This window comes from Xanthomonas euvesicatoria pv. euvesicatoria, assembly GCF_020880415.1.
GTDB classification, from domain to species: Bacteria; Pseudomonadota; Gammaproteobacteria; order Xanthomonadales; family Xanthomonadaceae; genus Xanthomonas; species Xanthomonas euvesicatoria.
Genome location: NZ_JAJIUJ010000119.1, coordinates 244,602 through 270,356, shown reverse-complemented (window position 1 = coordinate 270,356; position 25,755 = coordinate 244,602). Strand labels below are relative to the sequence as shown.

Genomic DNA, 25,755 nt, shown 5'->3' with positions numbered 1-25,755 from the left:
CGGTCTTTATCCGGTGATGGCGATGTCGTTGGAAGATGAGGATCGCAGCCGTTGCAGGCCTTCTTCAATGCTGATGCGCGGTACATAGCCGAAGTCGCGACGTGCCGGCTCCATGCTGTACCAATGCGGCGTACACAGCTGTTCCACCAGAAAACGCGTCAACGGCACCTCGCCTGGCAGACGCAACAGTGGCCATAGCGTTTCGCACACGGCGCCGATGCGGTAGGCGGTGTTGAACGACAGCGAGCGCGTGACTGCCGGCGCGTCCACCGCAGCCAGCAAACGATTGAGCAACTCGCGCATCGGCAGCGGTTCGCCATTGGAAATGAAGTACGCCTTGCCTGCGCAGGCAGCGCCCACGGCAAGGTGCTCGAACGCATCGAAATGCGCCTGCGCGGCGTTGTCGATGTACGTGCTGTCGACCAGGTTGCTGCCATCGCCGACCATGCGCAGCCGCCCGGCACGCGCACGCGCGGCCAGGCGCGGCAACAAGTGATTGTCGCCCGGCCCCCAGATCAGGCGCGGTCGCAGCGCCACTGTCGCCAACTGGGCATCGTTGGCCGCCAGCACTGCACGCTCGGCAATGGCCTTGGTTGCCGCGTAGGCGGCGCGCAGATTCTCGCCATACGGCACTTCATCGGCACCGAGTCCTTCCACCGGATTGGTGGCGCGATGGGTGACGCTGGGCGTGGAGGTATAGATCAACCGCGGCACGCCGTTGGCGCGACAGGCCTCGATCACGTTCTGCGTGCCCACCACATTGGCCTGGTGATAGCTGTCGTAACTGCCCCATGCGCCGGCCTTGGCGGCATTGTGGAACACCGCATCGATACCGGCGAAGGCATGCCGCACCGCCTGCGGGTCGGCCAGGTCGCCGCGGATCTGGCCCACGCCCAGGCGTTGCAGCACCGGGTAATCGCCGCGCTGGAAGCTCACCACCTCGTGCCCACGCGCGCGCAGGCCGCGGCACAACGCCTGGCCAAGAAAGCCGCCACCACCGGTCACCAATACCTTCATCGCACCACACCTCGCCTCTGAGGGACGACACCATAGCCGGCCACACCCGACTTGGCGATCTTGCGTCGACGCGCGGCCGTGCAGGCTGCCGTCGAGGGCCGCAGCGATCAACAGACACTGCACCTAATCCCTGGCGGGCGGGTGCGGTGATCGGAATCGACCACTTGCGCGCTGCAATTTACGAGTGCGCCATCCATACCCGCCTGACCACTAGGCGCTCCCTGTTGTCATCCGTTCTCATGCAGCTGCTGCGCTGCCCACACCGCCAGCGTTTCGCGGCCGATCTTGGCGTTGTGGCGGATGTCGACCGGAAAACCGGAGTGGCGCAGGAAACGCGCGATACCTGCGGTGTGCGGGCGGGCAGCGCCCAGCGCGCGCAGGTCGCTTTCCACCTGTGCGAACGCAGGAGCAGACACCCCCGGCTGCAACTCCACGCACAGCACCGGTTGCTGCTGTCCGGGCGCACCCACGCCCACTAGCGCGGTGCGCCGCACCTGCGGATGCACGTTGAACACCGGCTCCACCTGTTCGGTGTACAGCGGGCCGCTGGCGGTTTCCACGCGCTGGGTCTTGCGCCCACAGAACCACAAGCGTCCTTCGGCGTCGAAATATCCGACATCGCCCATGCGGTGCACGACGCGCTCGCTGCCATCGCTGCGGCGTTCGCGGATCTTGGCGATGCGCGTGGCCGCATCGCGGTTGAAATAGGTGTCGGTGGCGGTGGGGCCGGCAACGGTGATCTCGCCGACCTCACCGGTCGCCAGCACGCGCACGCCACTCCAATCGGCAATGGCCGCATCGTCAATCGCAATAATGCGCACCTCATTCGGCGCGACCACCTGGCCCACACAGGTGCCGGCACCAGCCTCGGTAGCGGCGCGCGTGGCATCCAGGGTGCGCCCTTCGATCGCGGCCACCGGCAGGCACTCGGTGGCGCCGTAAGGGGTCCAGAACTGCGCATCGGCCGGCAGCAGCGCGCGGATCTTCGCCACCACATCCGGCGGCACCGGCGCACCGGCCGACGTGACCAGGCGCACGTTGGGAAGCGGCTGCCCATCGTCGGCCAGCACGCGCATCAGGGCCGGCGAACCGAACAACTGGGTGATACCGAAGCGCGCGATCGCATCATGCAACTTGCGCGGGTCGGCACTGCCCGGGCGCGTCGGGTCCATGTCCGGAATCACCGAGGTCAGTCCCAACGCCGGATCGAACAAGGCAAATGGCGGAAACGTCGGCAGATCCACCCCGCCGGGCTGCATGTTGAACGCATTGCGCAGCAATTCGATCTGGCCGACGAAATGCCGGTGGCGATACACCACACCCTTGGGCACACCGGTCGAGCCACTGGTAAACAGGATCGCCGCCACATCGTCGGGCGCGGTGTCGGCCAGTTGGCTGCCTGCGCCGGCACCATCGCGCTCCACGCGCGCCAGCGTCACCCCGCCCCAGCCATAACGTCCGCCGACGGTGACGATCTGTTTGGCAGAGCGCGCCCAGCGCAGCAAACGGCGCGCCAGCTGCGCCAGCGCAATGCCGATAAATGCCTGCGGCTGCGCTTCGTCCAGGCACTGCTTGAGCGCACGCTTGTCGATCCCCGGATCCACCAGCACCGGCACCGCGCCAGCCTTGAACAAGGCGAACATCAGCAGGAAGAATTCCGGCGACGGCCGCACCATCACCACCGCACGCGCGCCGCGCCCGATGCCGCGGCGTGCCAGCCCGGCGGCGATCGCATCGCTGCGCGCATCCAGCTCGGCATAGCTCAAGGTCAGATCGTAGGCGGCAAACCCGTTGGCGCCGCGAGCGCCCGGGCAACGGATGGCGATCTGGTCGGGGCGCTCGCGCGCCAGTTGCGGAAGGGTGGCCGCGATATTGCAGAGGGTCGTCATCTGCGCATTATCACCCATGCGCCAATGACGCCGGCCGCTGCAGCCTGCCTGAAGGCGACGCACGGCGCGGGCGCAAGCGCGGCTCATCATCGCCTGACGCCATGACGCATCGATGCGCGGCAGTACCCGACCCAATCGCCGCAACGCGTTCGCAGCGCATGCCTGGGTGCGCGACACGCGTGGAGCGCCGCCCACCCAGGCATGGCGGCGCGCATCTGAATCGCTAACCGGTCACCGCGGCACGCTACTTGTATCGCGGCGCGGTTCGGTCAAAATGCCGCGCTTCCCACGCGATTTCGCCGCGCCAGGCCCGGCACTCCATGGCACACCCCTGCCTTACCTGCGGCGCCTGCTGCGCCTATTTCCGCGTCAGTTTCCATTGGAGCGAAGCCGATCCTGCATTGGGCGGCAGGGTGCCGATCGAGCTGACCGACGCCCTACGCACGCATGAGCGGGTGATGCGCGGCACCTCGCAGTCGCAACCGCGCTGCATCGCGCTGGATGCAGACATCGGGCGCTACAGCCGCTGCAGCATCCACGACCGCCGCCCCTCGTCCTGCGCGGCCGTGCCGGCCTCGCTGGAATTCGGGCAGCGCAGTGCGCAATGCGATAAAGCGCGTTTGGCGCACGGCCTGCACGCACTGACCGATGCCGATTGGGTTGGCGTGGACGACGCACAACGCAACCCGCTGCCGCCGATGTAACGCTATAGCGCAGCACCTTGTGTCGTGCTCGCAACCGCGTCGGCAGGCATCTGGCCGGGATGACCGATGCGCTGCATCGGATTTGGATGCAGTCATTCCAGTCATTGCGTGCAGTGAGCTGACGCGTGGCCGCACGCTGCTGCCGGCGCAATGCGCTAGAGCGGATTGCGCTCCAGAAACGCGCGAATCGCCGGCACCAACACCTCATGCTTGTCTTCCAGCACATAGTGATTGGCATCGTCGAATGCTGTCACTTCGGCCTGCGGCAGTGCCTTGCGAAAGCCGGCCAGGAAGTGCTTGTCGAAACAGATGTCGCGCAGGCCCCAGGCAATGAAGGCCGGGCGATCGGCGAACGAAGGCAGCGCCTGCGCCGAGCGCTCCAGCAGCGACCAACCCTTGTCGGCCGGCGACAGCGGAATATCCTGCATGAAGCGGATGGTGGAGATGCGATTGCGCCAGTTGTTGTACGGCGCCACATACGCACGGCGAACATCCGACGGCATCGGCCGCGACACGCCCAACCATGAAGCGCCGGACGAGAACGCATTGAACGTGCGGATGAACCACTCGCCCAGCCGCCAGTGCCGGCCCATCGCAATCTGCCACGGCATCGGCTTTTCCGCCGGCAGCGGGAACGCTGCGGTGTTGGTGATGACCAGCCGCTTGACCTGGGCGTGATGCGACAACGCCCAGCCGAACCCGATCATGCCGCCCCAATCGTGCACTGCCAGCGTCACCGGCCCGGTGATGCCCAGATGTCGCAACAACGTATCCAGATCGTCCACGCGCGATTGCAGCGTGTAGTCATAACGCGGCTGCGCGTCGGGCGCATCGTCCGGCTTGTCGGACAGCCCCATGCCGATGTGATCGGGCACGATGCAGCGGTAGCGATCGGACAGGCCGCTCACCAGATGCCGCCACAAATAACTCCACGACGGATTGCCGTGCAGCATGACAACCACCTCGCCATCGCGCGGGCCTTCGTCCAGATACGACATCGCAACGCCGGGGCGCACTTCAAGGCGCTTGGGGGTAAAGGGGTAGCCGGGGTAATTCATGCAAAAACGCGTCCGATTCAGTTCGAGTAATTTCGCGCGGTGCAGGTGCTGCCCTGTACCGCACACAAGTGCAGATTACGTTGATTGTCACGATGCGTCCGGGCCAAGGCACGCCACCCGTAGCGGAGATTTCAATAGATCCCAAGCGTCACTCGGCTTGCCTCGCATGCCCCCGATACGGCGGCAGTTGATGCTCGTCGCTGGACAGCAGCTGTAGAAATGCCGGATGTAGGAACAGTTTTTCTTTGCCTAAACGCTGCTCTTTCAAGACACCGATATCTACCAGTTCCTTGAGGTGACGTGCAGCGGTTTGCCTGGTCACGCCCAGCACCTCTACAACATTTTGGATGCGGCAATACGGCTGATTGAAGATCACATCGACAAGCTCGCGGCTGTAGGCCTTCGGTGCGAGGCTGCGGACGTGATCTTGTGCCTGTGCCTCCAAGCCGCGAATCGCCTGGATTTTGGCTGTTGTCCATGCAGCAGTCTCAGCGACGGCAGCGAGCATGTAATGAATCCACTCGGCCCAGTGTCCATGCCGCGTCACGTCCAGCAGCAAGCGGTAGTAGTCGCTGCGATGTCGAATGATGTAGCGCGACAGATACAGCACCGGTACATCGAGTAATCCTTGTTCGATCAGCATCAGCAGATTCAACACCCGCCCTGTGCGACCGTTACCATCGGTAAATGGGTGGATTGCTTCGAATTGATAATGCGCAACCGCCATCCGGATCAATGGATCGACATCGGTGTGTTCGTGGATGAAGCGCTCCCAGTTCGCGAGTTTGTCGCGTAGCAGCGTTTCACCCACTGGCGGGGTATAAATGATCTGCTGGATCTGATCGTTAGCCAGCGCAGTACCAGGCACGCGACGAATCTGCATCTGCACCGCTTTGATACGACTGCACACGACAATTGCGGTTTCGGTACACAGCGGCCGCTGTCTGAGCGATTGAAAGCCTTCGTACAGCGCACTGCGGTAACGCAGGGCTTCTTTGGTCGCGGGATTTTGGGCGCGCTCTTGGTCGTCTGCGTAGCGAAATAAATCGTCAGTGGTCGTGACGATGTTTTCGATCTCCGAGCTGGCCTGCGCTTCCAGGACCGGAATCGTATTGATCAACACGGCCGGGTTGGGTAACAACGCGGTGGCCTGTTTCAGTTCGGCCAGGGCGGTGCGTGCGACGATGCAAGCCTTGAGCAGGCTGCGGGTTTCTATATCTCCCGCCGGCGGTAGCGGCGGGAGAGCATTGTGGGGTTGACCCGGGTCGAAAGCGGGTGGTTCATCCATGGCACCTGCTCATGTTGCGAGAACGAACATGATGCAAGAACGCGTTCTAAAAATCCATTTTTTTTAACGCGTCTTTCCGTGCATCACCAAACCACTTCGGCCATCGAGCAGTTCAAGCCCGAGCCAATGCCCAGCAGCGCGATGCGGTCGCCCTTCTTCAGGCGGCCCAGTTCCTTGAGCTTGCTCAGCACGATCGGCACCGAGGCCGGGCCGATGTTGCCGTGCTCGCCGAAGATGGTCATGACCTTGGCCGGGTCGATGCCGAACGACTTCACGAAGGCGGCGGTGTGCGGGCGGCTGACCTGGTGGATGACGAACTGGTCCAGCTCCTCCACCGCCCAGCCCAGCACCTGCCTGGCGGCCATGAAGGTCTTCTGGGCCAGCTTGATCCCTTCGATCAGCAACAGCCGGGTGTCGGTGACCATGCGGTCCAGGTTGCCCCGGCACAGCTTGTTCCACTCGGTGGCCGAACGGGTCACGCCGCCCTTGTAGCGCGGCGCGTCGGGCACCAGCTCGGTGCGCGCCATCACCATGGCTGCTGCACCGCAGCCCAGGGTCAGCGCGGCAAGTTCGTTGCGGAACTCCTCCTCGGTGACATCCGGCGAGGTCATGCGCTCAAGGGTCTTTTCGTACACCAGGTTGGCAGTCTCGCCATCCACCACCAACGCATAGTCGATCTCGCCGCGCTCAAGCATGCGTGCGGCGATGTCCATGCCATTGATGAAGGCCAGGCAGGCGTTGGCCACGTCGAAGGTGACGCAGTGGTCGCCCACGCCCAGGTTGCCGGACACGATGGACGCCGTGGACGGCTCCAGGTAATCGCGGCTCACCGAGGTGTTGACCAGCAAGCCGATCTTCTCGATGCCGATACCGGCATCGATCAGCGCCTTGCGCGCGGCCTGGGTGGCGGCGTCCGATGCCTGGACATCCTGGTCCCACAAGCGCCGTGCATGGATACCGGCAACGTCGCCCAACACGTCGGTCTTGATTCCGAGGCGGTCGTAGGTCGGTTGCAGGCGTTCGTTGATTTCCTTGGAAGTCAGCGTGTGCGGCGCATCAACATGCGCCAGTCCCGCGATGGAGACATTCTGGAAGAGCATCGAAGTAGCGCCATGGCGTCAGGCGAGGGGGCGCTAGTCTAGCCGCTGGCTGGTTTTACCGCATCTTTACAATTGAATCGCCTGCGCCCCAGCCCAACGGTTCAGCGCGGGGGGCAGCGGAAGGCGTTGAAACGCTGGCTGCCGTCGGCCGGCTGGCCTTGCGCCTGCACCGCATTGGCGTTGGCGCCGGGGGCCTCGTTGCGCGCCAGCGTTTCCAGTTCTTCCTGCACGCGCAGCGGGTTGCGGTTATAGAAGCCGACCTTGCTCTTGACCGTCACCACCACTTCGCCCTGCTGCTGACACCCCGCTGGCACAGGGCCTGCGGGCAGCACCCGCACACTTTTGCCGCTTTGTTCGATCGGCACCCAGGTGCACGCCGCAGTGGTGGTGGCAACCAGAACAGACAGCATCAGCACGCGCATAAGTCATCACACCTGTGGGGAAAGCCGGATTGTGCCGCAGTTGCGTGCTGGCGATCCGGCGCGCGGTGGCACCCGCCATCCACCCATTCAGCGCACCGAACCGCCTTGCCTTGAGCGTGCATACCCGTTTGGGCGCGGTGTCCGCCGTCCTGCAGCGCGTCCGGGTGTCCGGACGCGGACACTCTTACGCGGCTGAAAACCCTTTAAAAACAATGGCCTTTTGTTGGCACACCGTTTGCTCCCCTGTATCTCGCAACCGCCGACAACCACTGAAACTGACTTTTCGCTGAACAAAATAAAAAGCCACGCGAAAGTTCTTGTGCATACCGAAACGGTGTACTACCTTACTACCACACCACTGATTAACAACACCAAGAGACCCCGCCATGAAGACCCAAACCCTGCGCATCGCCCTCTCCACCGCCCTGTTCGCTGGCGCCACCCTGGCCGGATTTGCCCAGGCCGCGAGCCTGACCACCCTGGACACCGTCCAGGTTCGCCCGGCCGCCGACCAGATCGCCCAGCAGACACTGGAGCGCAACAGCGCCATTCGCACCCTGACCGCCGTGCAAGTGCGTCCCTCGGCCGAGCAAGTGGCCGCGCTGGCCGCCGAACAGGCCGGCCCGCGCATCGTCACCTTGGCGGCGGTGCAGGTGCGCCCTTCGGCTGAACAGCGTGCCGACCTGGTGGTGCGCAGCGCCGCCGCCAGCGCGCAGAGCGCCTCCAGCCAGGCAGCTGGCGCCATCGGTGCACTGATGGGCCAGGTCATCGTGAACCTGCCGACGCCGCAGCTGCAGCCCTCGCCGGCCGAACCGGAAGCGCTGGTCAACGCCGCCATCAGCCTTTAAGCACGCGCGCAGCTACACTTGCGCGCATGCCAGCACCTGTCCTCGACGTCATCCTGTTTCAGCCTGAAATTCCGCCCAATACGGGCAATGTGATTCGCTTGTGCGCCAATACCGGCGCGCGCCTGCACCTGATCGAGCCGCTCGGCTTCGACCTCAGCGACAAGCAGCTCAAGCGCGCCGGCCTGGACTACCACGAATACGCGCCGTTGCAGGTGCACACCGACCTGCCCAGCGCCCTGGCCGCGATCGCGCCCAAGCGCGTCTTCGCACTGAGCACCCGCAGTACGGTGCGCTACGACACACCGCAGTTCGCCGATGGCGATGCGTTTTTATTTGGTCCGGAAACCCGCGGCCTGCCGGCCGAGGTGCTGGAGTCAATTCCGCCGCAGCACCGGCTCCGTTTGCCGATGCGCCCGGACAACCGCAGCCTCAACCTGTCCAACACCGTTGCGGTGATGGTGTTCGAAGCCTGGCGGCAATGGAATTTCGCTGGCGGACAGTAACCAGGCGATAGCCGGGACTGTACGCAACGGCATGCGCCTGCGTGCCTGCTGGCAAGACCGCGTCGCCGGACGCGCGATGAGATGGTGGCTATCGCACCTGATCTCTCACCAGGACGCGGCATCTGTGGTGGTGGCTATCGTTGGACAGCGACAGACACTGCATCGATCCGGACCAACGAGGCGATGATGTGCGCCGCGTCATCTGCGCGCATGCCAGGCCTGCCGGCCGACAGGACACGCCCCTGGTCAGACCGCACTTGCTCGTCCCGTCAGCGCAGCGCGATCGATAACGCGCAAGCCGCGACGGACAGCGATCGGTCGCTCCGCTTGCGCGCGCCCTGCGCACCGGTCACAGCACTGTCTCGGCCTGCATGGAAGCCGCTGCCTGCAACATGCCGCGACAGCCGGCCCACAACGCCACTGCCAGCAGCGCGATCGCACCCAAGGTCAGAAACGCGATGCGGTAACCGAAGGCATGCGCCAACCAGCCACCAAAGGCCGGACTCAGTGCCGCACCGACGCCCTGCACGGTCATCACCGCGCCCTGGCCGACATTCACGCGCCCGGTGCCTTGCAACAACCGCGCGACCAGTGCCGGCACCACCACGCTTTGCAAGCCGGCGCCGAGCCCATCGAGGATCTGCACCGGAAACACGCCCCAGCCGTGAATCACCGAGGCCGCCACCAAGGCGCGCAACGGCAGGGCCATGAACGCCACCAGCAGCACCCACCAGTGCCCATGCACGCGTATCCAGCGCATCGCCAGCAGCGCGACCACCACCATCGTGGCCTGTGCCACCACGATGGTGGTGGCCGTCAATGCACTCGGGTCGCCGGCGTGCGCCGCCACGATCGCCATGCCGTACAGCGGCAGCATCGCCGCATTGCCCAGATGGAACAGCCCCAAGGTCGCCGCCAGCAGCGCCAGCGGGCGGCAGGTCAGCAGCACACGCCAACCGCTCAACGCATCCCCACCGTTGTTGCTTGCCAGACCGCGTGCTGCGCGGTGGTCGATGGCCGCAGCCGGAATCGCCAGCACCGCCACCAGCGCCAGGGCGCCGAAAAAGGCGGTCAGCAGGAACACGGCGGCGAAGCCATAGCGCCATCCCAACCAGCCGGCCAGCACCGCGGCCAGCACGTTGCCGGCATGGTTGGCCACCTGGTTGCGCGCCAGCTGATGGTCGAAACCGTGCGCGTGCACCAGCCCCAACGTAATGCCCGTCAATGCCGGGCCAATGCCGGCCGCTGCCAACGCCGAGGCGATCTGGGCGGCGACCACGCCCGAAGAGGTGGGCTGCAGCCAGATCAAGGCGGTGGCAAGCAGGATCGCCAGGCAACCGATGACCACCACGGCGCGTTTGCGCCGGGTGGCATCGACCAGCGCGCCGGCCGGTGTGGTGGCGAGCATGCCGGCAATGCCGCCCACGCTCATCACCGTGCCGATCGCCGCCACCGACCAGCCTTTGGATTGCAAAAACACGCTGAGGAACGGCCCCAGCCCGTCCTGCACATCGGCCACGCTGAAATGCAGTGCTTCCAGCGCGCGTGTCCCACGGGGCCTGTCCTTGGTCACCGGCATGGCACCGCTCCGCTGCGAGCGCGCACGAAGGCGCACGTGGCAGACCACGGGGCGGGCATCTCAGTGGCGCGCGGTGGCCGCATGTCCGGCTCCTAGTGTTTGGGCTTGGGCTTGGGTTTATGCGCAGGGCCGTGCGGTGGATGCTCGATCTGCTTCAGCGTCGCCGCCTTGCCACCCAAGGCATGGGCATGGATCAGCACACCGTGCGGCGTGGCCTTGGTCTCGCCTTCGGCCACCAGTGGCTTGCCGACCACCAGCTGCTTGGCGAAGTCGCCACCGGCATGCGGCGGAAACCGCACCGTGACCGCATCGTCCAGCAGCACGCCATGCACCTGCCCATGCGGACCATGCAGCAACCGGGTGATGGTGCCGCTGTGCTGGGCCACTTCCGGCTTGGGCGGTTTGCCGGGCGGTTTGGGTTTGGGCTTGGCATGCGGCCCATGCGGGCCTTCATCGAGGATGCGCTTGCCGCCTTCCGGATCGATTGCCAGCGCCACCAGCATCTCCACGTCGCGCGGCTTGAGGCCACGTACGGTGAGCGCGCTACCAGGCTTGAGCGCCTTCAGCAGCGCCTCGGACAGATGCGGCGGGGTGTGCACTTCGGTGCCATCAGTGAGCAGCAGGCCGTCGATATCGGCCTTGGGGTTGAGCAGGAAACGCGCCAGGGTGCCGCGGGTGGCGGGGAGGAAATCAGGGTCGACCCAATGCGTGGTGTTACTCCGAAAAAGGACCGGCATTGCCGGTCAAGCCGCTGGCCACGCGGCTGCGTGACCAGCGGAGGAAACCAATGAAGAAAACCGGAGCGGTACGACTCAACGGCCGGCCGGCGGAACCGGCGCGCCCGGCGGCGGTGGCGGCAGCGGGCCGTCCGGACGCGGCGCGGTGAACAGCGCACGCAGCGAGGAGCGATCACGCCCCAGCTGGGTCGCCTCGATCGCACGGCCGTCCGGGGTGGCCACACCGAAGCCGCTGGCGCTCAGCGGCTCGCCCACGCGCAGCAGATCGGCAAACTGCAGCGCCAGATGCGGTGGCATCCGCACCACCGTGCCATCGCTGACCAGCGCACCATTGACCTCGCCGGCAGGCCCATAGACCAGGCGCTGGATCGTGCCATCGGACTGCAACGGGGTCAGCTGGCCGGGGGTCGGCGGCGGCGGCGGGGCGGCGCCGAAGGTGGGCGGACGGTCGACCACCTCGCGGCCGCTACGGCCGGAGCGGATCGAACTGACCTGCAGCACCGGCAGATTGCCCAGGCGGAAGCCCTTGACGACGACACTGTCGCCGGCCCGTACGGCTGCCTTCACCTCGCTGGACAGATGCGGTGGAAACCCGACCTGGGTGCCGTCGCGCAGCCACAGTCCGTCGACCTCGCCATTGGGGTTGAGCAGGAAGCGCTCGACGGTACCGCTCACGCTCACCGGTGTGGCGGCGACCGGGGTCGGCGGGGCTGGCGGACCGCCGATCGGGCCATTGGGCGCCGGCGGCGGCGGCGGGGCGGCCACTTGTGCGGCGGCGGCGCCGATGGTGCAGGCCAGGGCAATTGCAAGAACAGTCTGACGCATCATGGGGATGTCTCCTGCGCGGCGGGACGGGGCCGCGTACCAGAGACAAAGCAGCAATCGTGCCAACCAATAACTGATTGTTTTGAAAGAGCTTTATTTGCTCTGCAGCCGGACGGAGACGTCTGCATTTCATCCACCCTGTCCGGTTTGGGGACACCTGTCCCGCAGCCTGCGATCGATGTGCGCGCAAGTGTCACAGGCCGTATTCCTCCAGCTTGCGATAGAGCAGCTGCCGGTGGATCCCCAGCCGGCGCGCGGCCTCGGCGCGATTGCCCTGGCTGTGTTCCAGCGCCGACCGGATCATCTGCGTTTCCAGCCGCGCCACGGCCTCGGGCAGGGTCCCGGTCACCACCGATGGCTCCTGCGGCGGCAACTCGCCCGCCTCGCCCAGCGCTTCATCCAGATCCGCCGCATCGATGCTGGCGCCACGCACCAAGACCTGGCTGCGCTGCATGACATTGCGCAATTCGCGCACGTTGCCAGGCCAGCGGTGCGCGAGCAGTCGCTCCTGCGCGGCCGGCGACAGGCTCTGCGCACGCGCTGCATCGGCGCTCAGGAAGTGCTGCGCCAGCAGCAGGATGTCCTGGCCACGCTCGCGCAATGGCGGCAATTCGATCGGCACCACATTGAGGCGGTAACGCAGGTCGCTCCGAAAGCGTCCGTCGGCCACGCAGGCCGCCAGGTCGCGATGGGTGGCGGCCAGCACCCGCACATCCACCTTCTGCGGGCCGCCACCCAGTGGCGTCACCTCGCCTTCCTGCAGGAAACGCAGCAGCTTGGCCTGCATCGGCAATGGCATGTCGCCGATTTCGTCCAGAAACAACGTGCCGCCATCGGCTTCGCGAATCAGCCCGCGTCGGTCGCTGCTGGCGCCGGAAAACGCCCCCTTGCGATGGCCGAATAGCTCGCTCTCCATCAAGTCCAGCGGAATGGCCGCGCAGTTGACTGCGACAAATGGTGCATTGGCGCGCGGGCTGGCGCGATGCAGTGCGCGTGCGGCCAATTCCTTGCCGGTGCCGGTTTCCCCGGTGATCAGCACCGGCAGATCGGACGCCGCTGCCAGCCCGATGCGCTTGTGCACGGTGCGCATCGCCGGGCTGTGGCCGACCAGTGCATCCTCATCCTCGACCGGCGCAGGCGAGCTGTCTGTCGCTGCAGCCTGCGCATCGGCACGACTGAGCAGCGCGCGCTCCACCACCTCCACGATATCGGCACGGCCGACCGGCTTGACCAGATGATCGAAGGCGCCCAGCGTCATCGCCTCGATCGTGTTGCCGCTGGACACATGGGCGGTCAGCATCACCAGCGGCACCTGACGCGCCTGCGCATCGTCCAGGCGCGCACGCAGCACCGCGATGCCGTCCATGCCCGGCATGCGGAAATCCACGAACGCCATGTCGATGCCGCCTTCGCTCAGCCGCGCCAGCCCGTCCGGCCCGTTCCCGGCGGCGACCACCGTATGCCCGAGCGAGCGCAAGGTGGCCTGCAAGGTGGTGCGAAACGCCGCGTCGTCGTCGATGATCAGGATGCGCGCCATGGCAACTCCAGGATGAAATGGGTCAGCCCGTCGGCATGTGCGTAGCGCGCGTGCCCGCCATGCGCACGCGCGATCTCGCGCACCAGCGCCAGCCCCAGGCCATTGCCGTCGGCGCGGCCACTGACGAACGGTTCGAACAGGTGCGCAGCGATCGGTTCTGCGATCGGCGCGCCACGGTTGCAGACCTGCAGCTGCAACATGCCCTCCACTGCTGCCGCCTGCAGCGTGACCTCGCTGCCTGGATCGGCGTGCTGCGCAGCATTGCGCAGCAGGTTGTGCACGGCGCGCCCCAGTTGCTGCGGATCCAGGGTCCAGCGCAACGGCGCGGCCGGCAGCAGCAGGCGGGGCGGCGGCGTGCCCGGCGGTAATGGGCTGTGTTCCAGCAGCGTCGCCAGCCAGTCCTGCACGACCACCGTCTCCAGTTGCAGACGAATCGGCTGCACCATGCCGAGCAGACTCTCGACCACGCCATCCAGGCGACGAATCTGCCCCAGCATCAACTCGCCATGCGCCGCATCGTCCGGCGTCGCATCGCGGCGCGCGATCTCGTTTTCCAGCGCCAACCGCATCGTGGCGATCGGGTTGCGGATCTCATGCGCCACCGTGGCCGTCATGCGCCCCAGTGCGGCAAGCCGTTCGTGCCGCGACAGCTCGTCGGCCAACCGGCGCGTCTGCGCCAGCGCCTGCGCGTTGCGCTGCGCATAGTCGTTGACCGCCGCGCCCAGGCGGTCCAGTTCCGGCGTACCGGTCGGCGGAATGTGCGGCATCTCGGTGTCGGCCGCCAGCGCCTGCTGGATCCGCTGCAGGCGCTGGCTCCAGCGCCGCACCAGCACGCCCAGCGCAATGGCCGATATCGCCACCATCGCGAAGATCAGCAGCATGCCAACGACCAACGGCCGCCACGCGTCGGCCTTGCTGGCCGGCACCCGCGTCATCGTCCATGCCGCGCTGCCGGATGCCAACGGACAGGCGCTGATCAGCAGCACCTCGCGGCGACCGTCGCGACGGTATTGCGCCGCCTGCCTTGTCGTCACGCTCTGCTGCGCCGTGTTGACGATGTTGGCCCACTCCGCGGCGGGAATATCGGTCTTGTGATCGCTGCCGTCGTAGGTCGGGTAGGCATAGGCAACAAAGCCCTTGTGCAGGTCCCAGACACCGCCCTCGACGCCTGGCGCATCGGCCAGCACCAACTGCACCACCACCGCTGCCAGGCCTGCGCCATCGTCGCCGCGACGCGCCGCCTCGCTTGCCCCGGCATAGCGTTGCACGATGCGCGCGCATTGCCCGCCCAATTGCTGGCGCGCCTCTTCCAGCCGCACACCCTCGGTCTGCCGATACAGGCCGTACAACATCGTGGCCACGCCCACACAGGCGGCCACGATCACCATCCAGATCAGCAACAGTTGCCGGAGCAGCGAACGGGGCATGGACGAAGCGGCCTGAAGAGGACAGCCAGTGTGCGTGAGTGCAACTGAATTAACGCAGGTTGGTCTTCACCAACTCGATGACCTCATCGCCACGCCCGCTCATCACTGCCTTGAGCAGATACAGGCCCATACCCTTGGCCTGTTCGAGTTTGATCGCCGGCGGCACCGCCAGCTCCTGCGTGGCGATGCGCACATCCACCAGCGCCGGACCCGAATGCGCGAAGGCTTGGCGCAATGCACGCTCCAGTTGCGACGACTCATCGACACGGATGCCGAGGATGCCCATCGCGTTGCTCATCGCCGCGAAATCCGGATTGCGCAGCTCGGTACCGGTATCCAGGTAACCGGCAGCCTTCATCTCCATCGCCACAAATCCCAGCGAAGCGTTGTTGAACACCACCACCTTCACCGGCAGATTCAATTGCGCCAGCGAGATGAAATCGCCCATCAGCATCGCAAAGCCACCATCGCCCGATAGCGAAATGACTTGCCGACCGGGAAATGCTGCTTGCGCACCAAGCGCCTGCGGCATTGCGTTGGCCATCGAACCGTGATTGAACGACCCCAGCAAGCGACGCTTGCCGTTCATGCGCAGGTAGCGGGCGGCCCACACCGTGGGCGTGCCGACATCGCAGGTGAACACTGCATCCTGATCGGCAATCTGGCTGATCAGCCGGGTCACGAACTGCGGGTGCAGCGGCTGCCCGGGATCTGCCGGCACCGCCAGATCGTCCAGCCCTTCGCGCGCCTTGCGGTAGTGCGCAAGCGACTTTTCCAGAAACCCGCGTTCTTCGCGGCGCTGCAGCTGCGGCAGCAATGCTGCAATGGTTTCGCCCACATCGGCGGCAATGCCCAGCTGCAACGGCGTGCGCCGACCGAGCGCGCTTGGGTCGCGATCCACCTGCACGATGGTCGCGTCCTTCGGGTAGAACTGCCGGTACGGAAAATCCGTGCCCAGCATGAGCAAGGTGTCGCAATTGAGCATGGCGTGATAACCGGAACTGAAACCGATCAGGCCGGTCATGCCGACATCGAACGGGTTGTCCCACTCCACGTATTCCTTGCCACGTAGCGCATGCACCACCGGCGCACCCAACGTGTCGGCCAACGCCACGACTGCGTCATGCGCGCCGGCACAGCCACTGCCGCACAACAGCGTCACCGCCTTGCTCTGCTGCAGCAGCTCGGCCAATTGCCGCACATCCTCGGCGGCAGGCAGCATCCGCGGCTGACGCAGCGCCGGCCACGCACTGGAGACATGCTTGTCCACCTCCAGCAGCGCGATATCGCCGGGAATCACCACCACCGCCACGCCTTGCTGCAGGATGGCCGTGCGCATCGCCCGATGCAGCACTTCCGGCAATTGCGCCGGGTTGGTCACCAACTCCACGAAGTGACTGCACTCGCGAAACAGCTCCTGCGGGTGGGTCTCCTGAAAATAGCTCAGCCCGATCTCGGACGACGGAATATGCGCGGCAATCGCCAGTACCGGCTGGCGGCTGCGATGGCAATCGAACAGCCCGTTGATCAGATGCAGATTGCCCGGCCCGCAACTGCCCGCACACACCGCCAGCTGGCCGGTCACCGCCGCCTCGGCACCTGCGGCGAACGCGGCCACTTCTTCGTGCCGCACATGCATCCACGCGATGGTCTGCATCTCGCGCAAGGCATCGGTCAAGCCGTTGAGGCTGTCGCCGGTCACGCCCCAGATCCGCTCGACCCCGGCGCTCTGCAGCGTCTCGGCCAGAAAGCGCGCCAACGTTTTTTTCTTCGCCACGATGCAGCTCCACAGGTGTGTTCAACAGGCGTGCAATGCTCCCAGCGGCGGTGTCAGTGCAATGTGCTGGTGGAGCGCGCGCGCGTAAAACGTTGGAAACCAGGCGATCTGCCGCGTTTGTGTACACATGCCTCACGTCGGCGCCATGTAAGCGCTAGAGCATCACGTTTTGCACGTGCTGTACGCGCATCTGCACGCTACACAAGAAAGCGCAGCTGAATCTGGCGCGATGATTCATCAACTGGTCAGTCCAAAATTCATGTCGCGTTCCATCGAATAACGGAGAATTTACATCTCGGCAGCGAACGGCATCCGCCTCAGCGCCGGTCCAATCAAATAAGTACAGGTATCCCGATCATGAAGACTTCTTTGCTGGCCCTCGGCCTTCTCGCAGCTCTGCCGTTTGCGGCTTCGGCTGCTGAAAACCTCTCCTACAACTTCGTCGAAGGCGACTACGTGCGCACGCCGACCGAAGGTCGCGATGCAGACGGCTGGGGCGTGAAGGCCTCCTACGCCATCGCTCCGAATTTCCACGTGTTCGGCGATTACAGCAAGCAGAATGCTGACGACAACAACAACGTGTTCGAAAACACCGACTCGGACTTCCAGCAGTGGGGCGTCGGCGTGGGCTTCAACCACGAAATCGCCACGAGCACCGACTTCGTTGCGCGCGTTGCCTACCGCAAGCTGGACCTGGACACCCCGAACATCAACTTCGACGGCTACAGCGTTGAAGCCGGTCTGCGTAACGCCTTCGGCGAGCACTTCGAAGTCTATGCCCTGGCTGGCTACGAAGATTTCTCCAAGAAGCGTGGCATCGACATCGGCGACAACTTCTACGGCCGCCTTGGCGCCCAGGTGAAGTTGAACCAGAACTGGGGCATCAACGGCGACATCCGTATGGATGGCGACGGCAACAAGGAATGGTCGGTCGGCCCGCGCTTCAGCTGGTAAGCCGCACGTTTGACTGCAGCGCGCTCTCTCTCCCGCGTTGCACTGGAAGCCCGGTCCCCCGACCGGGCTTCTTTCTTTTGGGCGATCGGTTGGCGGTTTGGACATGCACGTCACGATGCGCGTCACTTCGCACAGGAAACTCGCCAACGTTGCATCTGCGTCACGAGGGTGGGCCGTGCTCGCGTTGGGTGCCCCAACGACCTGGCGCCCGATCCGCCAAAGCCGTGCTTGCGCCGCGCGGCAAGCGGCCAAACAAACGCGCCCGGTACGCCGGGCGTTGTGTTGTGCATTTTCGCATTGGATGCCAAGGCGCTACCGGTCTTGGCGCGGCGAACAAGACGGAGCGAGCAATCATCCGGGGGCGTGGACAGCGCGCGGAACCGTCATGCAAGGGTGGCGCACGAGGATTCTAAGCACCGGCCCACGCACGACTGGCAGTAAGCGCAGCGGTTTGTCGGCTGTTCTCAGGTAAACAAGGTCTGCGGGTACTCTGGCTTGCGCTCGCGTGCCAGCAGTTCCTTCAGGCCTGCTTCCGGAGTGATTTCACCGTGTAATACCGCACGCACGGCATTGGAGATCGGCAGTTCGATGCCGTGGTGTTCGGCCTGACGCATGACCTCATCGGCCGTCTGCACCGATTCGACCACCTGGCCGATCTCGCGGATCGCATCGTCCAAGCTCTGCCCGCGCCCCAGGGCCAGACCGAGGCGCCGGTTGCGCGACAGATCGCCGGTGCAGGTAAGCACCAGATCGCCCAATCCGGCCAGGCCCATCAGGGTCTCCGGACGTGCGCCGATCACCGCCGCCAGACGCAGCATCTCGTTCAAGCCACGCGTGATCAGACCGGCCCGTGCATTGAGACCAAGCTGCATGCCGTCGGCCACGCCGGTGGCCACCGCCAGCACGTTCTTCATCGCCCCGCCCAGCTCGGCGCCCACCATGTCGTCGCCGGTGTAGGCGCGGAAGGTGGGGCCGTGCATCGCATCGGCCACCACTTGTGCAAACGCCGCATCGTCGCCGTGCACGGTGATGGCGGTCGGCAGGCCGAGCGTGACCTCCTTGGCGAAGGAGGGCCCGGTCACCACGGCCAGCGGAACGCTGGGGCCGAGGATGTCGCGTGCCACTTCATGCAGGAACCGCCCGGAACCGGGTTCGAAGCCCTTGGTCGCCCAGGCAACGCCGGCACCGGCCGGACGCAGCGGTGCGATCAGCCGGATGGTCTCGGTGAACGCATGCGAGGGCACCACCACCAGGATCCAGGTGGCGTCAGCCACCGCCGCCTGCAGGTCGGTGGTGGCACGCAGACTGTCGGGCAGCGCAATGCCCGGCAGATAGCGAGCGTTCTCGTGGGTGCGGTCGATGGTATCCACCATCGCCGCATCGCGCCCCCAGAGCACGGTCGGATGACCATGCCTGGCGAGCAGCGCGGCCAGGGCCGTGCCCCAGGAACCGGCGCCGAGAACGGCGATCTTGTGGGTCCAATCGCTCATCGGCGCAATCAACGCTTAGGCGTTGCCAGCCGGCTCGGAATCGGCCAGCGAAGTGCCTTCGTTCTGACGCTGACGCAGGGTTTCTGCGTACAGGGCTTCGAAATTGATCGGCTGCAGGTAGAACGGCGGGAAGCCGCCGGCCTGGATCAGGTCGCTGACCAGGGTGCGCACGTACGGGAACAGGATGTTCGGGCACTGGGTGCCGAGCAGCACGTCGATCGCCTGCGGGTCCAGGCCGACCAGGCCGAACACGCCGGCCTGCTGCACTTCGGCCACATAGGCCGTCTTGCCACCGGCGGTGCAGGTCAGGGTCACGGCCAACACCACTTCGAAGGCGTTGTCGTTGAGGCGCTGCACCTTCTGGTTGAGGTTCAGCTGCAGCTCGGGCTGATTGGCGTCATTGAAGACGGCCGGTGCGTTCGGAGATTCGAAGGACACGTCCTTGACGTAAATCTTTTCGATGGTGAAGGCGGGACCAGCAGCGGCGTCGGCCGGCGCAGCGGCGCCGTTGAGGATTTCGTCGGACATTCCTAACTCCAGAAACGGTTCGGTGGATGCAGCGTTGAGTGATGCGAACGTGAAAGCGCAAGTCTCTCACGCCAGCAATGGGGGCGTGCCGGTTGCCGCACAAGGCGGATCAGCGGCCCTTGATCAGTGGCAGCTCGGCCATCTGCCAGGCGGCCACGCCGCCTTCGAGCCAGTACACCTGTTCGAAACCAGCTTTCTTCAGCGTCTTGGCTGCACCGGCGGAGGTGGTGCCGCTGCGGCACACCACCACCACCGGCGAGGCCTTGGCGTTGGCCAATAGCTTGCCGGCTGGGTCGAACTTGGCCAGCGCCACGTTCCGGCTGCCGGCGATGTGGCCTTTTTCGAAGTCGGCAGTGGGCGACAGGTCGATCACCAGCGCATTTTCGCTGTTGATCAGACGGGTCAGCTCGGCCGGCTTGAGCGCGCGATAGCCGCGGAACAGGCGCGCGACCTCGGTGACGATCAGGGCGATGGTCAGGCCCACCAGGGCCAGCGACAACATGGGGTTGCGGCCGACAAAGGCCTGCAGCTCTTCGAAATTCACGGGGTCAGGGTCAGTCGAGCGGGCGGGAATTGTCGCACAGCTGGCGCACGCGACGCCCGGCGCGCAGGGGCCAGGCTACTGGCCCTTCCACAGGTCGGGCAGGCCGCTGGCCAGCCACCAGCGCTTCTGCTCGGGATTCCAGCGCCAGATCTCGATGCTGCGCACCAGCCGTTCGGCCTGGGTATTGCGGTTGATCACCCGCAACTCGACCTCGCGCCGCAGGTCGCCATTGGGGTCTTGGCCCACGCGCACCTCGCGGTAGCCGGAAATCTGCACCTGCTCGTAGCGCGAACGTTCCAGGTCGCTGAGCGGATGCGCCTGGGCATAGGCCGGCTCGACGAAGCCCTGCGCGGCATCGAAATCGTTCCAGCGCACGGCGGCCGTGTAGGCGGCCTGGATGGTTTCCAGCGCCCGCGCCTGGGCACGGCTGCCGGCATTGGCCACCCCGCTCAGCAGTGCCAGCCCAAGCAGCACGATCGTTGTAATGACTGCACGCATGCGTATTCCCCCGGATCCAGCCGGCATCCTACCGTTTTGGAAACGCCACGAAGCGCCCGCTCAACGTGGCCGCGGCGGCACCGGAGCCCAGTGCGATCTGCGCGCGCATGCCGATGCGCGCCTTGCCACGCTGCCGGAACGTCGCCAGAAAGGCCTCCCAGCTTCCCAACTCGGACGGCTCGGCATTGGCGACCAGGTCTTCGTACACAGGCGCGACATAGCGCAGCTGGCTGTCTGCAACGTAGACATCGGCGTGGTGCCCAGCCAATTGCAGCTGCAGGGTCAGCCACCCCCAGCTGGCCAGCGTCATCAGCGAGGCCAGGCTGCCGCCGAACGCATTGGCCTTGTCGTTGACGTTGGCCTGCAGCGGCGCCCGCAGGCGCAACGCACCATCGTGCAGACCGTCCACGGCAATGCCCATCGACAGGACCGGCGGCATGGCGATGAACTGCTGCTGCAGCGACTGCAGGGCGGATGCGAGCGTGCACGAAGGAGTCATCGGCAAAGACTGAAAGACGGCGAAGGGCGGCATCATGCCGCAATGTTCTGCGAGCGTCTTGTGCACCTGCATGACATGCGGTACCGCATGGTGAATGCAGTCATCGCCACGTGCGATGTGTGGGCCGGCATCGCGCTGGCCACATGCAACAACCTTTTCGATGCCTTGGCCCAGCCCGGATCACGCGCTCGGTCAGCACGCGGTATCCGCCACGATGCCTGCCGGTGGCGTTGCAGATAGCGCGCCATGCATCAAACCGCCCGCCAACGACCGCGCAACCGCCCGGCACGACCGACGCCTGCGCGCGACGGATTGTTTGCCGCGCTAAGGCGCAAAGACCACCTTGCGATAGCCCTGCGCCACCCGCAACAGCGCGGTGGCCTTGGCTTTCCAATGCGTGCTGCGCTGCTTCTGTGCGTGCGTCAGCGGCGCATCGATGGTGCTGGTAAATACGATGTTTTCCGCAGCTGCATGGAAGAATTTGTCCTGGATGCACGCAGCCGGCGAGAGCTGATAGGTGGACAACTGGTGCGCCACCGGCGACTCGTTCCAGCCGAACAAAAAGATATCGGCCATGGTGTGCCAGCGCGCCTTCGCAGCCAGCAGCAATCGCGCCGCATCCCTGCTGATGATCAGCGCGCCGGCGCATACCGGCCAGCAATGCTGATACGTCGATGGCCGCACCAGGCGCAGTTGGCGTCCGGCGACATCCGCCACCTTGGCATCGAGTTTGATGCGGTTGTAGGACGGCTCCAGCCGCACGATGCTGCGGCCACCCGGTAGCCAATCGGTGCTGCCCAGCAACGCCGGCAGCGCATCGGACAGATGCATGTCGTCTTCGAAAATCGCCGTGTAGGCGTCGTCGGAATCGGCCGCAATGCGCCACGCTGCCTGGTGACTGAGAAAGCAGCCGATGTTGGACGCCGTCCACTTGCGCGGGCCGGCGCTGAAGGCATCGCCCGACCCTTCCAACGGGCGCTCGCGTACAAAGTGGGCGATCTGCTCGTCCGTCAACGTGGCGCCATCAATGGCAGCAATGCGCTCGAACGGCAGGCCCAGCGCATCGAAGCGCGCCGACATGGCCTGCAACCGGTCGCCGCTGCGCTGCATGTTGATAAGGTAGGACTTGATCACTTCGCCGCTCCAGCACGGTTGTCGGCCAGGATCGTGACCGGATTCCCAGCGGTTGCAAGAGGTTCCGGATCGAGTCGAAGGGCGCCAGTCAGGCTGCCGAATCATCGCTCTGGCTGCCGGCATTGCGCCATCGATTCGTACTGGCATCCCCGGATGCGGCGACAGTGGGCCGCAGGTGACCCACGCTCTCGCATAATCACCTCATGACCGGCCTTGCCCATCCCGACGCTGCCTGGACCCTGATCTCGCTGCGCCCCAGCGGTGAACATGCGCCGTTACGGCGGGCAGTTGCGCGGCATAGCGGACGGGTACTTGCGCTGTCGCCATGGCGCCTGCAGACCCATGACACCGCGCAGGCGCGAGACGCGCTGCGGCAGGCGCTGGCAGCACCGATTGCGATTTTCACCAGCCCGGCCGCGGTGCAGGCAGCGCATCGTCTGGCGCCGCTGCAGCGCCCGGCGCCGGCGCACTGGGTCAGCGTGGGCGACGGCACTGCACGCGCATTGCACGCCTGCGGCATCGACAGCGTGGTGCGGCCGGCGCGCATGGACAGCGAAGGCCTGCTTGCGCTGCCGCTGCTGCAGGCACCGCTACAGGCCGTCGGGCTGATCACTGCCCCCGGCGGGCGCGGCATGCTGGCGCCCACGTTGCAGCAGCGCGGTGCACGCATCGTGCGTGCCGATGTCTATCGACGCGTCCCGCTGCGCTTGCGCGCCTCGTCCATCCAGGCGTTGTCGCTTGCACTGCCGCGCAGCGTGCTGGCGCTCAGTAGCGCCGAAGCGCTGACGCTGGTTCTGCAACAGCTGCCTGCCGAATTGGTCGCTGCGTGGCAACAGCGTCCGGTAGTGGCATCCAGCGATCGCATGCTCGACGCCGCACATGCAGCCGGTTTCGTGCATGGCATGCGCGCAGCAGGCCCGTTGCCGCAGCAGCTCGCCGCTGCTGCTGGGGCGGCAATCATGACACCACCACGACCTTGCTGAACTGCGAACTCAAGCACAGCTTGCCGCCGTCCGGCGCTGCACGCCATGCTGTGTGCGATGACTGCGGCGCCTGCGCCGGTCGTGACTGCCCGAGGATGTCCGAATGACCGAAATGCCCGCTCCTGCGCGACGCTTTCCCTTGGCATGGCTGCTGCTTGTCGTCGCCGTGGCGGCCGTGGGCGTGGCGCTGTTCCTGGGCTGGCGCGCGTGGCAGAACTATCAGGCAACGCAGCTGCAGGCCGCGCAGGCGCAGCAGCAACGCTGGGACGGCACCCAGCAGATGCTGGAGACGCTGCGCCGCGATCAGCGCCTGGCCAACGAGCGTCTGCAGGACGCGGCGGCCACCAACCGCGTCCTGCGCGACGAGATGCTGGGCTTGAGTCAGCGCAGCGCGTTGCTCGAAGACACCGTGCAAAAGCTGGCCGACCCCAACCGTCATGGCGCACAGGCGCTGCGTCTGGATGAAGTGGAGCTGCTGCTGCGGCTTGGCCAGCAGCGCCTGAGTATCGCCGGCGATGCCGATGGCGCGCGGCGCGCCTATGCGCTGGCCAACGGCGCACTCAACGGCATCGACGACCCCGGTTACCTCAATCTGCGTCAGGCATTGGTGCAGGAACGCGATGCGCTGGAGCGTCTGGGGGCCGGCCCGCAGGCGGAGGCGGGCAAGAATCTGGACACCTTGGCCGCCGAGTTGCAGCGCCTGCCGGAACAGACCGCACAGGCCAGCGCCGCGGCGCAACCGTGGTGGCAAAAAGCGCTGGCGCCGCTGGTGGACATCCGCCCCAGCCGCGGCGACGCCTTGCTGACCGGCGGCGACCGGCGTGCTGCGCGCGATGCAGTGCAGATCGAAATCAGCCTGGCCCGCGCCGCCGCGGAACGTGGCGATGCCGCCGGTTTTGCGCAATCGCTGCGCCGCGTGGAGACCTGGACCACCCGGCTCTGGCCGGATTCGCCGCAACGTCGTCAGCTGCGTGCACGCTTGCGCAGCCTGCAACAAGCGCCACTGCGTCCGCGCCTGCCGGAACTGGGCACCACCCTGCTGCAACTGCAGGCCATGCGTGAAGGGAGATCCACCCAATGAAAGTGTTGCGTACCGTCTTGATCCTGCTGATTGCCGTGGCGCTGGGCGTGCTTGGCGCACAGTGGCTGTCGCATCAGAACAGTTACGACCTGGGCAACGTCGTTGTCAGTGTGGGGGGCAACGACTATCACGCCGCCATGCCGCAAGCGCTGCTGATCCTGCTGATCGCATTGCTGGTGCTGTGGCTGCTGTGGACGTTGATCAGCCTGCCGTTCCGCGTGTGGGGCAAGTACCGCCGCAACAAGGGCCGTGCGCGTTTGATCGAAGGCCTGCGCGCTGCCGATCATGGCCAATGGCAGCGCGCCGAGCGGCTGCTGGTCAGTGCCAGCGAAGACGACGAGGTCAGCGGCATCGCCCTGGCCAGCGCGGTGCGCGTGGCCGATGCGCGCGGCGACGAGGCGGCGGCCACGGCACTGGCAAAGCAACTGGCCGAGCGCGACCCGACAGGCTATGCGCTGTTGCAGGGCGAGCGGCACCTGGCGCGCCAGCGCCCGGTCGATGCGATCAATGCACTGGATAGCGCCAACGCGCAGCCGTTGCCGGCACGCGGCCTGCTGTTGCGCACCCGCGCCCTGGCGCAGATCGGTCGCGCCGACGAAGCCTATGGCCAGCTCGGTGCCCTGCGTCAGCAGGCGGTCTTGGCGCCCGATGCCTACAGCACGCTGGAAGCGACGCTGGCCGAGCAGACCCTGTTGCAGGCCAGCGACGCCAATGCACTGGCCGAGCGCTGGGAAGCATTGCCCAAGACATTACGCACCACTCCGGCAGTGGTTGGCGCCTACGCGCAACGTGCGGCCGTGCTGCATTGGGACGATGCCGCCGTGCACAGCCTGGAGCAGGCGCTGGACGCGCAATGGGACGAATCGCTGGTACGCCTGTACGGCGTGCTGCCGCTGGAAAAATACGATTCGCGCCGCGCCAGCGCGCAGCGCTGGCTGACCCAATATCCCGACAGCCCAGGGCTGTTGCTGACACTGGCGCGGCTCGCGCGTCATCAACAGCAGTGGTCGCAGGCCGAGGAATTCCTGCATCGCGCCATCGCAAGCGGCGCCGGCAGCGAGGCCTGGGAAGAGCTGGGACACGGGTTTGCCGCCTCCGGCGACCTGCTGTCGGCACAGCATTGCTACGCCAATACCTTGCGCGCCGCACGCGGCGAACCGGTACGCGACGTCATGCCACAGCAGTCGTTGCGCGGGCCGATCGTCACCACGTACGACCCGGCGCCAGTCGATCCGCACGCAGCGGACGATCGCATTTTGTAGTCGGGACAGCGGCGGTATGCGATGTGCGTACCGCCGCATTGCACTCCCGCGAACGGGGCCAATGCGCGCCA

Annotated in this window: 25 protein-coding genes and 1 other RNA gene; 7 read left to right on the top strand and 19 right to left on the bottom strand. The window is 65.8% G+C overall.

All coding sequences use genetic code 11. The features are described from left to right. Positions 1 to 6: 6 nt before the first annotated feature. Both oleD and oleC read right to left on the bottom strand, forming a co-directional pair. Positions 7 to 1,017: a 2-alkyl-3-oxoalkanoate reductase gene (gene oleD / locus LN450_RS21770; protein WP_008572201.1), complete on the bottom strand. Its 1,011-nt coding sequence runs from the start codon at positions 1,015 to 1,017 to the stop codon at positions 7 to 9. 227 nt (positions 1,018 to 1,244) lie between these two features. Beyond that, positions 1,245 to 2,906, bottom strand: coding sequence for an olefin beta-lactone synthetase (oleC, locus tag LN450_RS21765; protein ID WP_011345958.1), 1,662 nt, complete (start codon positions 2,904 to 2,906; stop codon positions 1,245 to 1,247). 320 nt (positions 2,907 to 3,226) lie between these two features. Here oleC and LN450_RS21760 point away from each other — a divergent pair, with 320 nt between their 5' ends. Then, complete coding sequence (locus tag LN450_RS21760) at positions 3,227 to 3,610, top strand: YkgJ family cysteine cluster protein (protein ID WP_011345957.1); 384 nt, start codon at positions 3,227 to 3,229, stop codon at positions 3,608 to 3,610. Between the two features lie 155 nt (positions 3,611 to 3,765). Here LN450_RS21760 and LN450_RS21755 read toward each other — a convergent pair whose 3' ends face one another. From LN450_RS21755 to LN450_RS21740, 4 genes are all read right to left on the bottom strand, one after another. Continuing rightward, on the bottom strand, positions 3,766 to 4,668 hold the full coding sequence (locus LN450_RS21755; protein WP_011345956.1) for an alpha/beta fold hydrolase: 903 nt from the start codon (positions 4,666 to 4,668) through the stop codon (positions 3,766 to 3,768). A 148-nt stretch (positions 4,669 to 4,816) separates the two neighbouring features. After that, entirely contained in the window at positions 4,817 to 5,956 is a 1,140-nt protein-coding gene (gene fic / locus LN450_RS21750) for a protein adenylyltransferase Fic (protein ID WP_011345955.1), read from the bottom strand. Positions 5,957 to 6,039: 83 nt separating this feature from the next. After that, a complete protein-coding gene (locus LN450_RS21745; RefSeq protein WP_008572193.1) occupies positions 6,040 to 7,056 on the bottom strand; it encodes a 3-oxoacyl-ACP synthase III in 1,017 nt (338 codons plus the stop codon). Positions 7,057 to 7,157: 101 nt separating this feature from the next. Further along, positions 7,158 to 7,478: a DUF4156 domain-containing protein gene (locus tag LN450_RS21740; RefSeq protein WP_008572192.1), complete on the bottom strand. Its 321-nt coding sequence runs from the start codon at positions 7,476 to 7,478 to the stop codon at positions 7,158 to 7,160. A 386-nt stretch (positions 7,479 to 7,864) separates the two neighbouring features. Here LN450_RS21740 and LN450_RS21735 point away from each other — a divergent pair, with 386 nt between their 5' ends. Next, complete coding sequence (locus LN450_RS21735) at positions 7,865 to 8,326, top strand: XAC0231 family protein (protein WP_011345954.1); 462 nt, start codon at positions 7,865 to 7,867, stop codon at positions 8,324 to 8,326. Positions 8,327 to 8,352: 26 nt separating this feature from the next. Continuing rightward, on the top strand, positions 8,353 to 8,829 hold the full coding sequence (locus tag LN450_RS21730; RefSeq protein ID WP_008572190.1) for a tRNA (cytidine(34)-2'-O)-methyltransferase: 477 nt from the start codon (positions 8,353 to 8,355) through the stop codon (positions 8,827 to 8,829). Between the two features lie 349 nt (positions 8,830 to 9,178). On the opposite strand, the gene LN450_RS21725 is transcribed toward LN450_RS21730, so the two are convergent. The 6 genes from LN450_RS21725 to poxB all read right to left on the bottom strand — a co-directional run bounded on the left by LN450_RS21725 (position 9,179) and on the right by poxB (position 16,693). Next, entirely contained in the window at positions 9,179 to 10,408 is a 1,230-nt protein-coding gene (locus LN450_RS21725) for an MFS transporter (protein ID WP_011345953.1), read from the bottom strand. Positions 10,409 to 10,500: 92 nt separating this feature from the next. Continuing rightward, entirely contained in the window at positions 10,501 to 11,145 is a 645-nt protein-coding gene (locus LN450_RS21720; RefSeq protein WP_228892940.1) for a hypothetical protein, read from the bottom strand. A 75-nt stretch (positions 11,146 to 11,220) separates the two neighbouring features. Beyond that, positions 11,221 to 11,973, bottom strand: coding sequence for a hypothetical protein (locus tag LN450_RS21715; RefSeq protein WP_011345952.1), 753 nt, complete (start codon positions 11,971 to 11,973; stop codon positions 11,221 to 11,223). A gap of 190 nt (positions 11,974 to 12,163) precedes the next feature. Further along, on the bottom strand, positions 12,164 to 13,507 hold the full coding sequence (locus LN450_RS21710; RefSeq protein ID WP_011345951.1) for a sigma-54-dependent transcriptional regulator: 1,344 nt from the start codon (positions 13,505 to 13,507) through the stop codon (positions 12,164 to 12,166). Continuing rightward, entirely contained in the window at positions 13,492 to 14,934 is a 1,443-nt protein-coding gene (locus LN450_RS21705; protein WP_011345950.1) for a sensor histidine kinase, read from the bottom strand. Before LN450_RS21705 ends, LN450_RS21710 begins: the two co-directional genes overlap by 16 nt. Positions 14,935 to 14,983: 49 nt before the next feature. Beyond that, positions 14,984 to 16,693 carry a ubiquinone-dependent pyruvate dehydrogenase gene (gene poxB / locus LN450_RS21700; protein ID WP_170808547.1) on the bottom strand — a complete coding sequence of 570 codons (1,710 nt, stop codon included), beginning with the start codon at positions 16,691 to 16,693 and terminating at the stop codon, positions 14,984 to 14,986. A 375-nt stretch (positions 16,694 to 17,068) separates the two neighbouring features. Here poxB and LN450_RS21695 point away from each other — a divergent pair, with 375 nt between their 5' ends. Further along, positions 17,069 to 17,665: an OmpO family porin gene (locus LN450_RS21695; RefSeq protein ID WP_003488520.1), complete on the top strand. Its 597-nt coding sequence runs from the start codon at positions 17,069 to 17,071 to the stop codon at positions 17,663 to 17,665. 328 nt (positions 17,666 to 17,993) lie between these two features. Here LN450_RS21695 and LN450_RS21690 read toward each other — a convergent pair. The 7 genes from LN450_RS21690 to LN450_RS21660 all read right to left on the bottom strand — a co-directional run bounded on the left by LN450_RS21690 (position 17,994) and on the right by LN450_RS21660 (position 22,358). Continuing rightward, a non-coding RNA gene (locus LN450_RS21690) (sX9 sRNA) lies at positions 17,994 to 18,067 on the bottom strand. 62 nt (positions 18,068 to 18,129) lie between these two features. Beyond that, positions 18,130 to 19,155: an NAD(P)H-dependent glycerol-3-phosphate dehydrogenase gene (locus LN450_RS21685; RefSeq protein WP_008572015.1), complete on the bottom strand. Its 1,026-nt coding sequence runs from the start codon at positions 19,153 to 19,155 to the stop codon at positions 18,130 to 18,132. Positions 19,156 to 19,170: 15 nt separating this feature from the next. Beyond that, positions 19,171 to 19,683 carry a protein-export chaperone SecB gene (gene secB / locus LN450_RS21680; RefSeq protein WP_003488515.1) on the bottom strand — a complete coding sequence of 171 codons (513 nt, stop codon included), beginning with the start codon at positions 19,681 to 19,683 and terminating at the stop codon, positions 19,171 to 19,173. Between the two features lie 109 nt (positions 19,684 to 19,792). Next, entirely contained in the window at positions 19,793 to 20,227 is a 435-nt protein-coding gene (locus LN450_RS21675) for a rhodanese-like domain-containing protein (protein ID WP_005912207.1), read from the bottom strand. A gap of 75 nt (positions 20,228 to 20,302) precedes the next feature. Then, positions 20,303 to 20,725 (bottom strand): hypothetical protein, encoded by a 423-nt coding sequence (locus LN450_RS21670; RefSeq protein ID WP_011345931.1) that lies wholly within the window; start codon positions 20,723 to 20,725, stop codon positions 20,303 to 20,305. Between the two features lie 28 nt (positions 20,726 to 20,753). Beyond that, positions 20,754 to 21,224, bottom strand: a complete 471-nt coding sequence (locus tag LN450_RS21665; protein ID WP_017156408.1) for a YiiD C-terminal domain-containing protein — start codon at positions 21,222 to 21,224, stop codon at positions 20,754 to 20,756. Positions 21,225 to 21,548: 324 nt separating this feature from the next. Then, a complete protein-coding gene (locus tag LN450_RS21660; RefSeq protein WP_039417482.1) occupies positions 21,549 to 22,358 on the bottom strand; it encodes a glycosyltransferase family 25 protein in 810 nt (269 codons plus the stop codon). A gap of 203 nt (positions 22,359 to 22,561) precedes the next feature. On the opposite strand from LN450_RS21660, the gene LN450_RS21655 reads away from it, so the two are divergent. The 3 genes from LN450_RS21655 to LN450_RS21645 all read left to right on the top strand — a co-directional run bounded on the left by LN450_RS21655 (position 22,562) and on the right by LN450_RS21645 (position 25,684). Beyond that, positions 22,562 to 23,341: a uroporphyrinogen-III synthase gene (locus tag LN450_RS21655; protein ID WP_011345929.1), complete on the top strand. Its 780-nt coding sequence runs from the start codon at positions 22,562 to 22,564 to the stop codon at positions 23,339 to 23,341. Positions 23,342 to 23,444: 103 nt separating this feature from the next. Continuing rightward, a complete protein-coding gene (locus LN450_RS21650; protein ID WP_008572010.1) occupies positions 23,445 to 24,422 on the top strand; it encodes a uroporphyrinogen-III C-methyltransferase in 978 nt (325 codons plus the stop codon). After that, positions 24,419 to 25,684, top strand: a complete 1,266-nt coding sequence (locus LN450_RS21645) for a heme biosynthesis protein HemY (protein WP_011345928.1) — start codon at positions 24,419 to 24,421, stop codon at positions 25,682 to 25,684. The genes LN450_RS21650 and LN450_RS21645 overlap by 4 nt, the downstream gene beginning before the upstream one ends. Positions 25,685 to 25,755: the final 71 nt, after the last annotated feature.

Excerpts from the sequence above, each read along its gene's own strand:
- LN450_RS21740 (WP_008572192.1), bottom strand. The coding sequence starts at position 7,478 with ATGCGCGTGCTGATGCTGTCTGTTCTGGTTGCCACCACCACTGCGGCG.
- LN450_RS21730 (WP_008572190.1), top strand. The coding sequence starts at position 8,353 with ATGCCAGCACCTGTCCTCGACGTCATCCTGTTTCAGCCTGAAATTCCG.
- fic (WP_011345955.1), bottom strand. The coding sequence starts at position 5,956 with ATGGATGAACCACCCGCTTTCGACCCGGGTCAACCCCACAATGCTCTC.
- LN450_RS21725 (WP_011345953.1), bottom strand. The coding sequence starts at position 10,408 with ATGCCGGTGACCAAGGACAGGCCCCGTGGGACACGCGCGCTGGAAGCA.
- LN450_RS21650 (WP_008572010.1), top strand. The coding sequence starts at position 23,445 with ATGACCGAAATGCCCGCTCCTGCGCGACGCTTTCCCTTGGCATGGCTG.
- LN450_RS21755 (WP_011345956.1), bottom strand. The coding sequence starts at position 4,668 with ATGAATTACCCCGGCTACCCCTTTACCCCCAAGCGCCTTGAAGTGCGC.
- LN450_RS21745 (WP_008572193.1), bottom strand. The coding sequence starts at position 7,056 with ATGCTCTTCCAGAATGTCTCCATCGCGGGACTGGCGCATGTTGATGCG.
- LN450_RS21760 (WP_011345957.1), top strand. The coding sequence starts at position 3,227 with ATGGCACACCCCTGCCTTACCTGCGGCGCCTGCTGCGCCTATTTCCGC.
- LN450_RS21715 (WP_011345952.1), bottom strand. The coding sequence starts at position 11,973 with ATGATGCGTCAGACTGTTCTTGCAATTGCCCTGGCCTGCACCATCGGC.
- LN450_RS21710 (WP_011345951.1), bottom strand. The coding sequence starts at position 13,507 with ATGGCGCGCATCCTGATCATCGACGACGACGCGGCGTTTCGCACCACC.
- LN450_RS21655 (WP_011345929.1), top strand. The coding sequence starts at position 22,562 with ATGACCGGCCTTGCCCATCCCGACGCTGCCTGGACCCTGATCTCGCTG.
- oleD (WP_008572201.1), bottom strand. The coding sequence starts at position 1,017 with ATGAAGGTATTGGTGACCGGTGGTGGCGGCTTTCTTGGCCAGGCGTTG.
- LN450_RS21645 (WP_011345928.1), top strand. The coding sequence starts at position 24,419 with ATGAAAGTGTTGCGTACCGTCTTGATCCTGCTGATTGCCGTGGCGCTG.
- oleC (WP_011345958.1), bottom strand. The coding sequence starts at position 2,906 with ATGACGACCCTCTGCAATATCGCGGCCACCCTTCCGCAACTGGCGCGC.
- secB (WP_003488515.1), bottom strand. The coding sequence starts at position 19,683 with ATGTCCGACGAAATCCTCAACGGCGCCGCTGCGCCGGCCGACGCCGCT.
- LN450_RS21665 (WP_017156408.1), bottom strand. The coding sequence starts at position 21,224 with ATGACTCCTTCGTGCACGCTCGCATCCGCCCTGCAGTCGCTGCAGCAG.
- LN450_RS21705 (WP_011345950.1), bottom strand. The coding sequence starts at position 14,934 with ATGCCCCGTTCGCTGCTCCGGCAACTGTTGCTGATCTGGATGGTGATC.
- LN450_RS21685 (WP_008572015.1), bottom strand. The coding sequence starts at position 19,155 with ATGAGCGATTGGACCCACAAGATCGCCGTTCTCGGCGCCGGTTCCTGG.
- LN450_RS21695 (WP_003488520.1), top strand. The coding sequence starts at position 17,069 with ATGAAGACTTCTTTGCTGGCCCTCGGCCTTCTCGCAGCTCTGCCGTTT.
- LN450_RS21735 (WP_011345954.1), top strand. The coding sequence starts at position 7,865 with ATGAAGACCCAAACCCTGCGCATCGCCCTCTCCACCGCCCTGTTCGCT.
- LN450_RS21670 (WP_011345931.1), bottom strand. The coding sequence starts at position 20,725 with ATGCGTGCAGTCATTACAACGATCGTGCTGCTTGGGCTGGCACTGCTG.
- LN450_RS21720 (WP_228892940.1), bottom strand. The coding sequence starts at position 11,145 with ATGCCGGTCCTTTTTCGGAGTAACACCACGCATTGGGTCGACCCTGAT.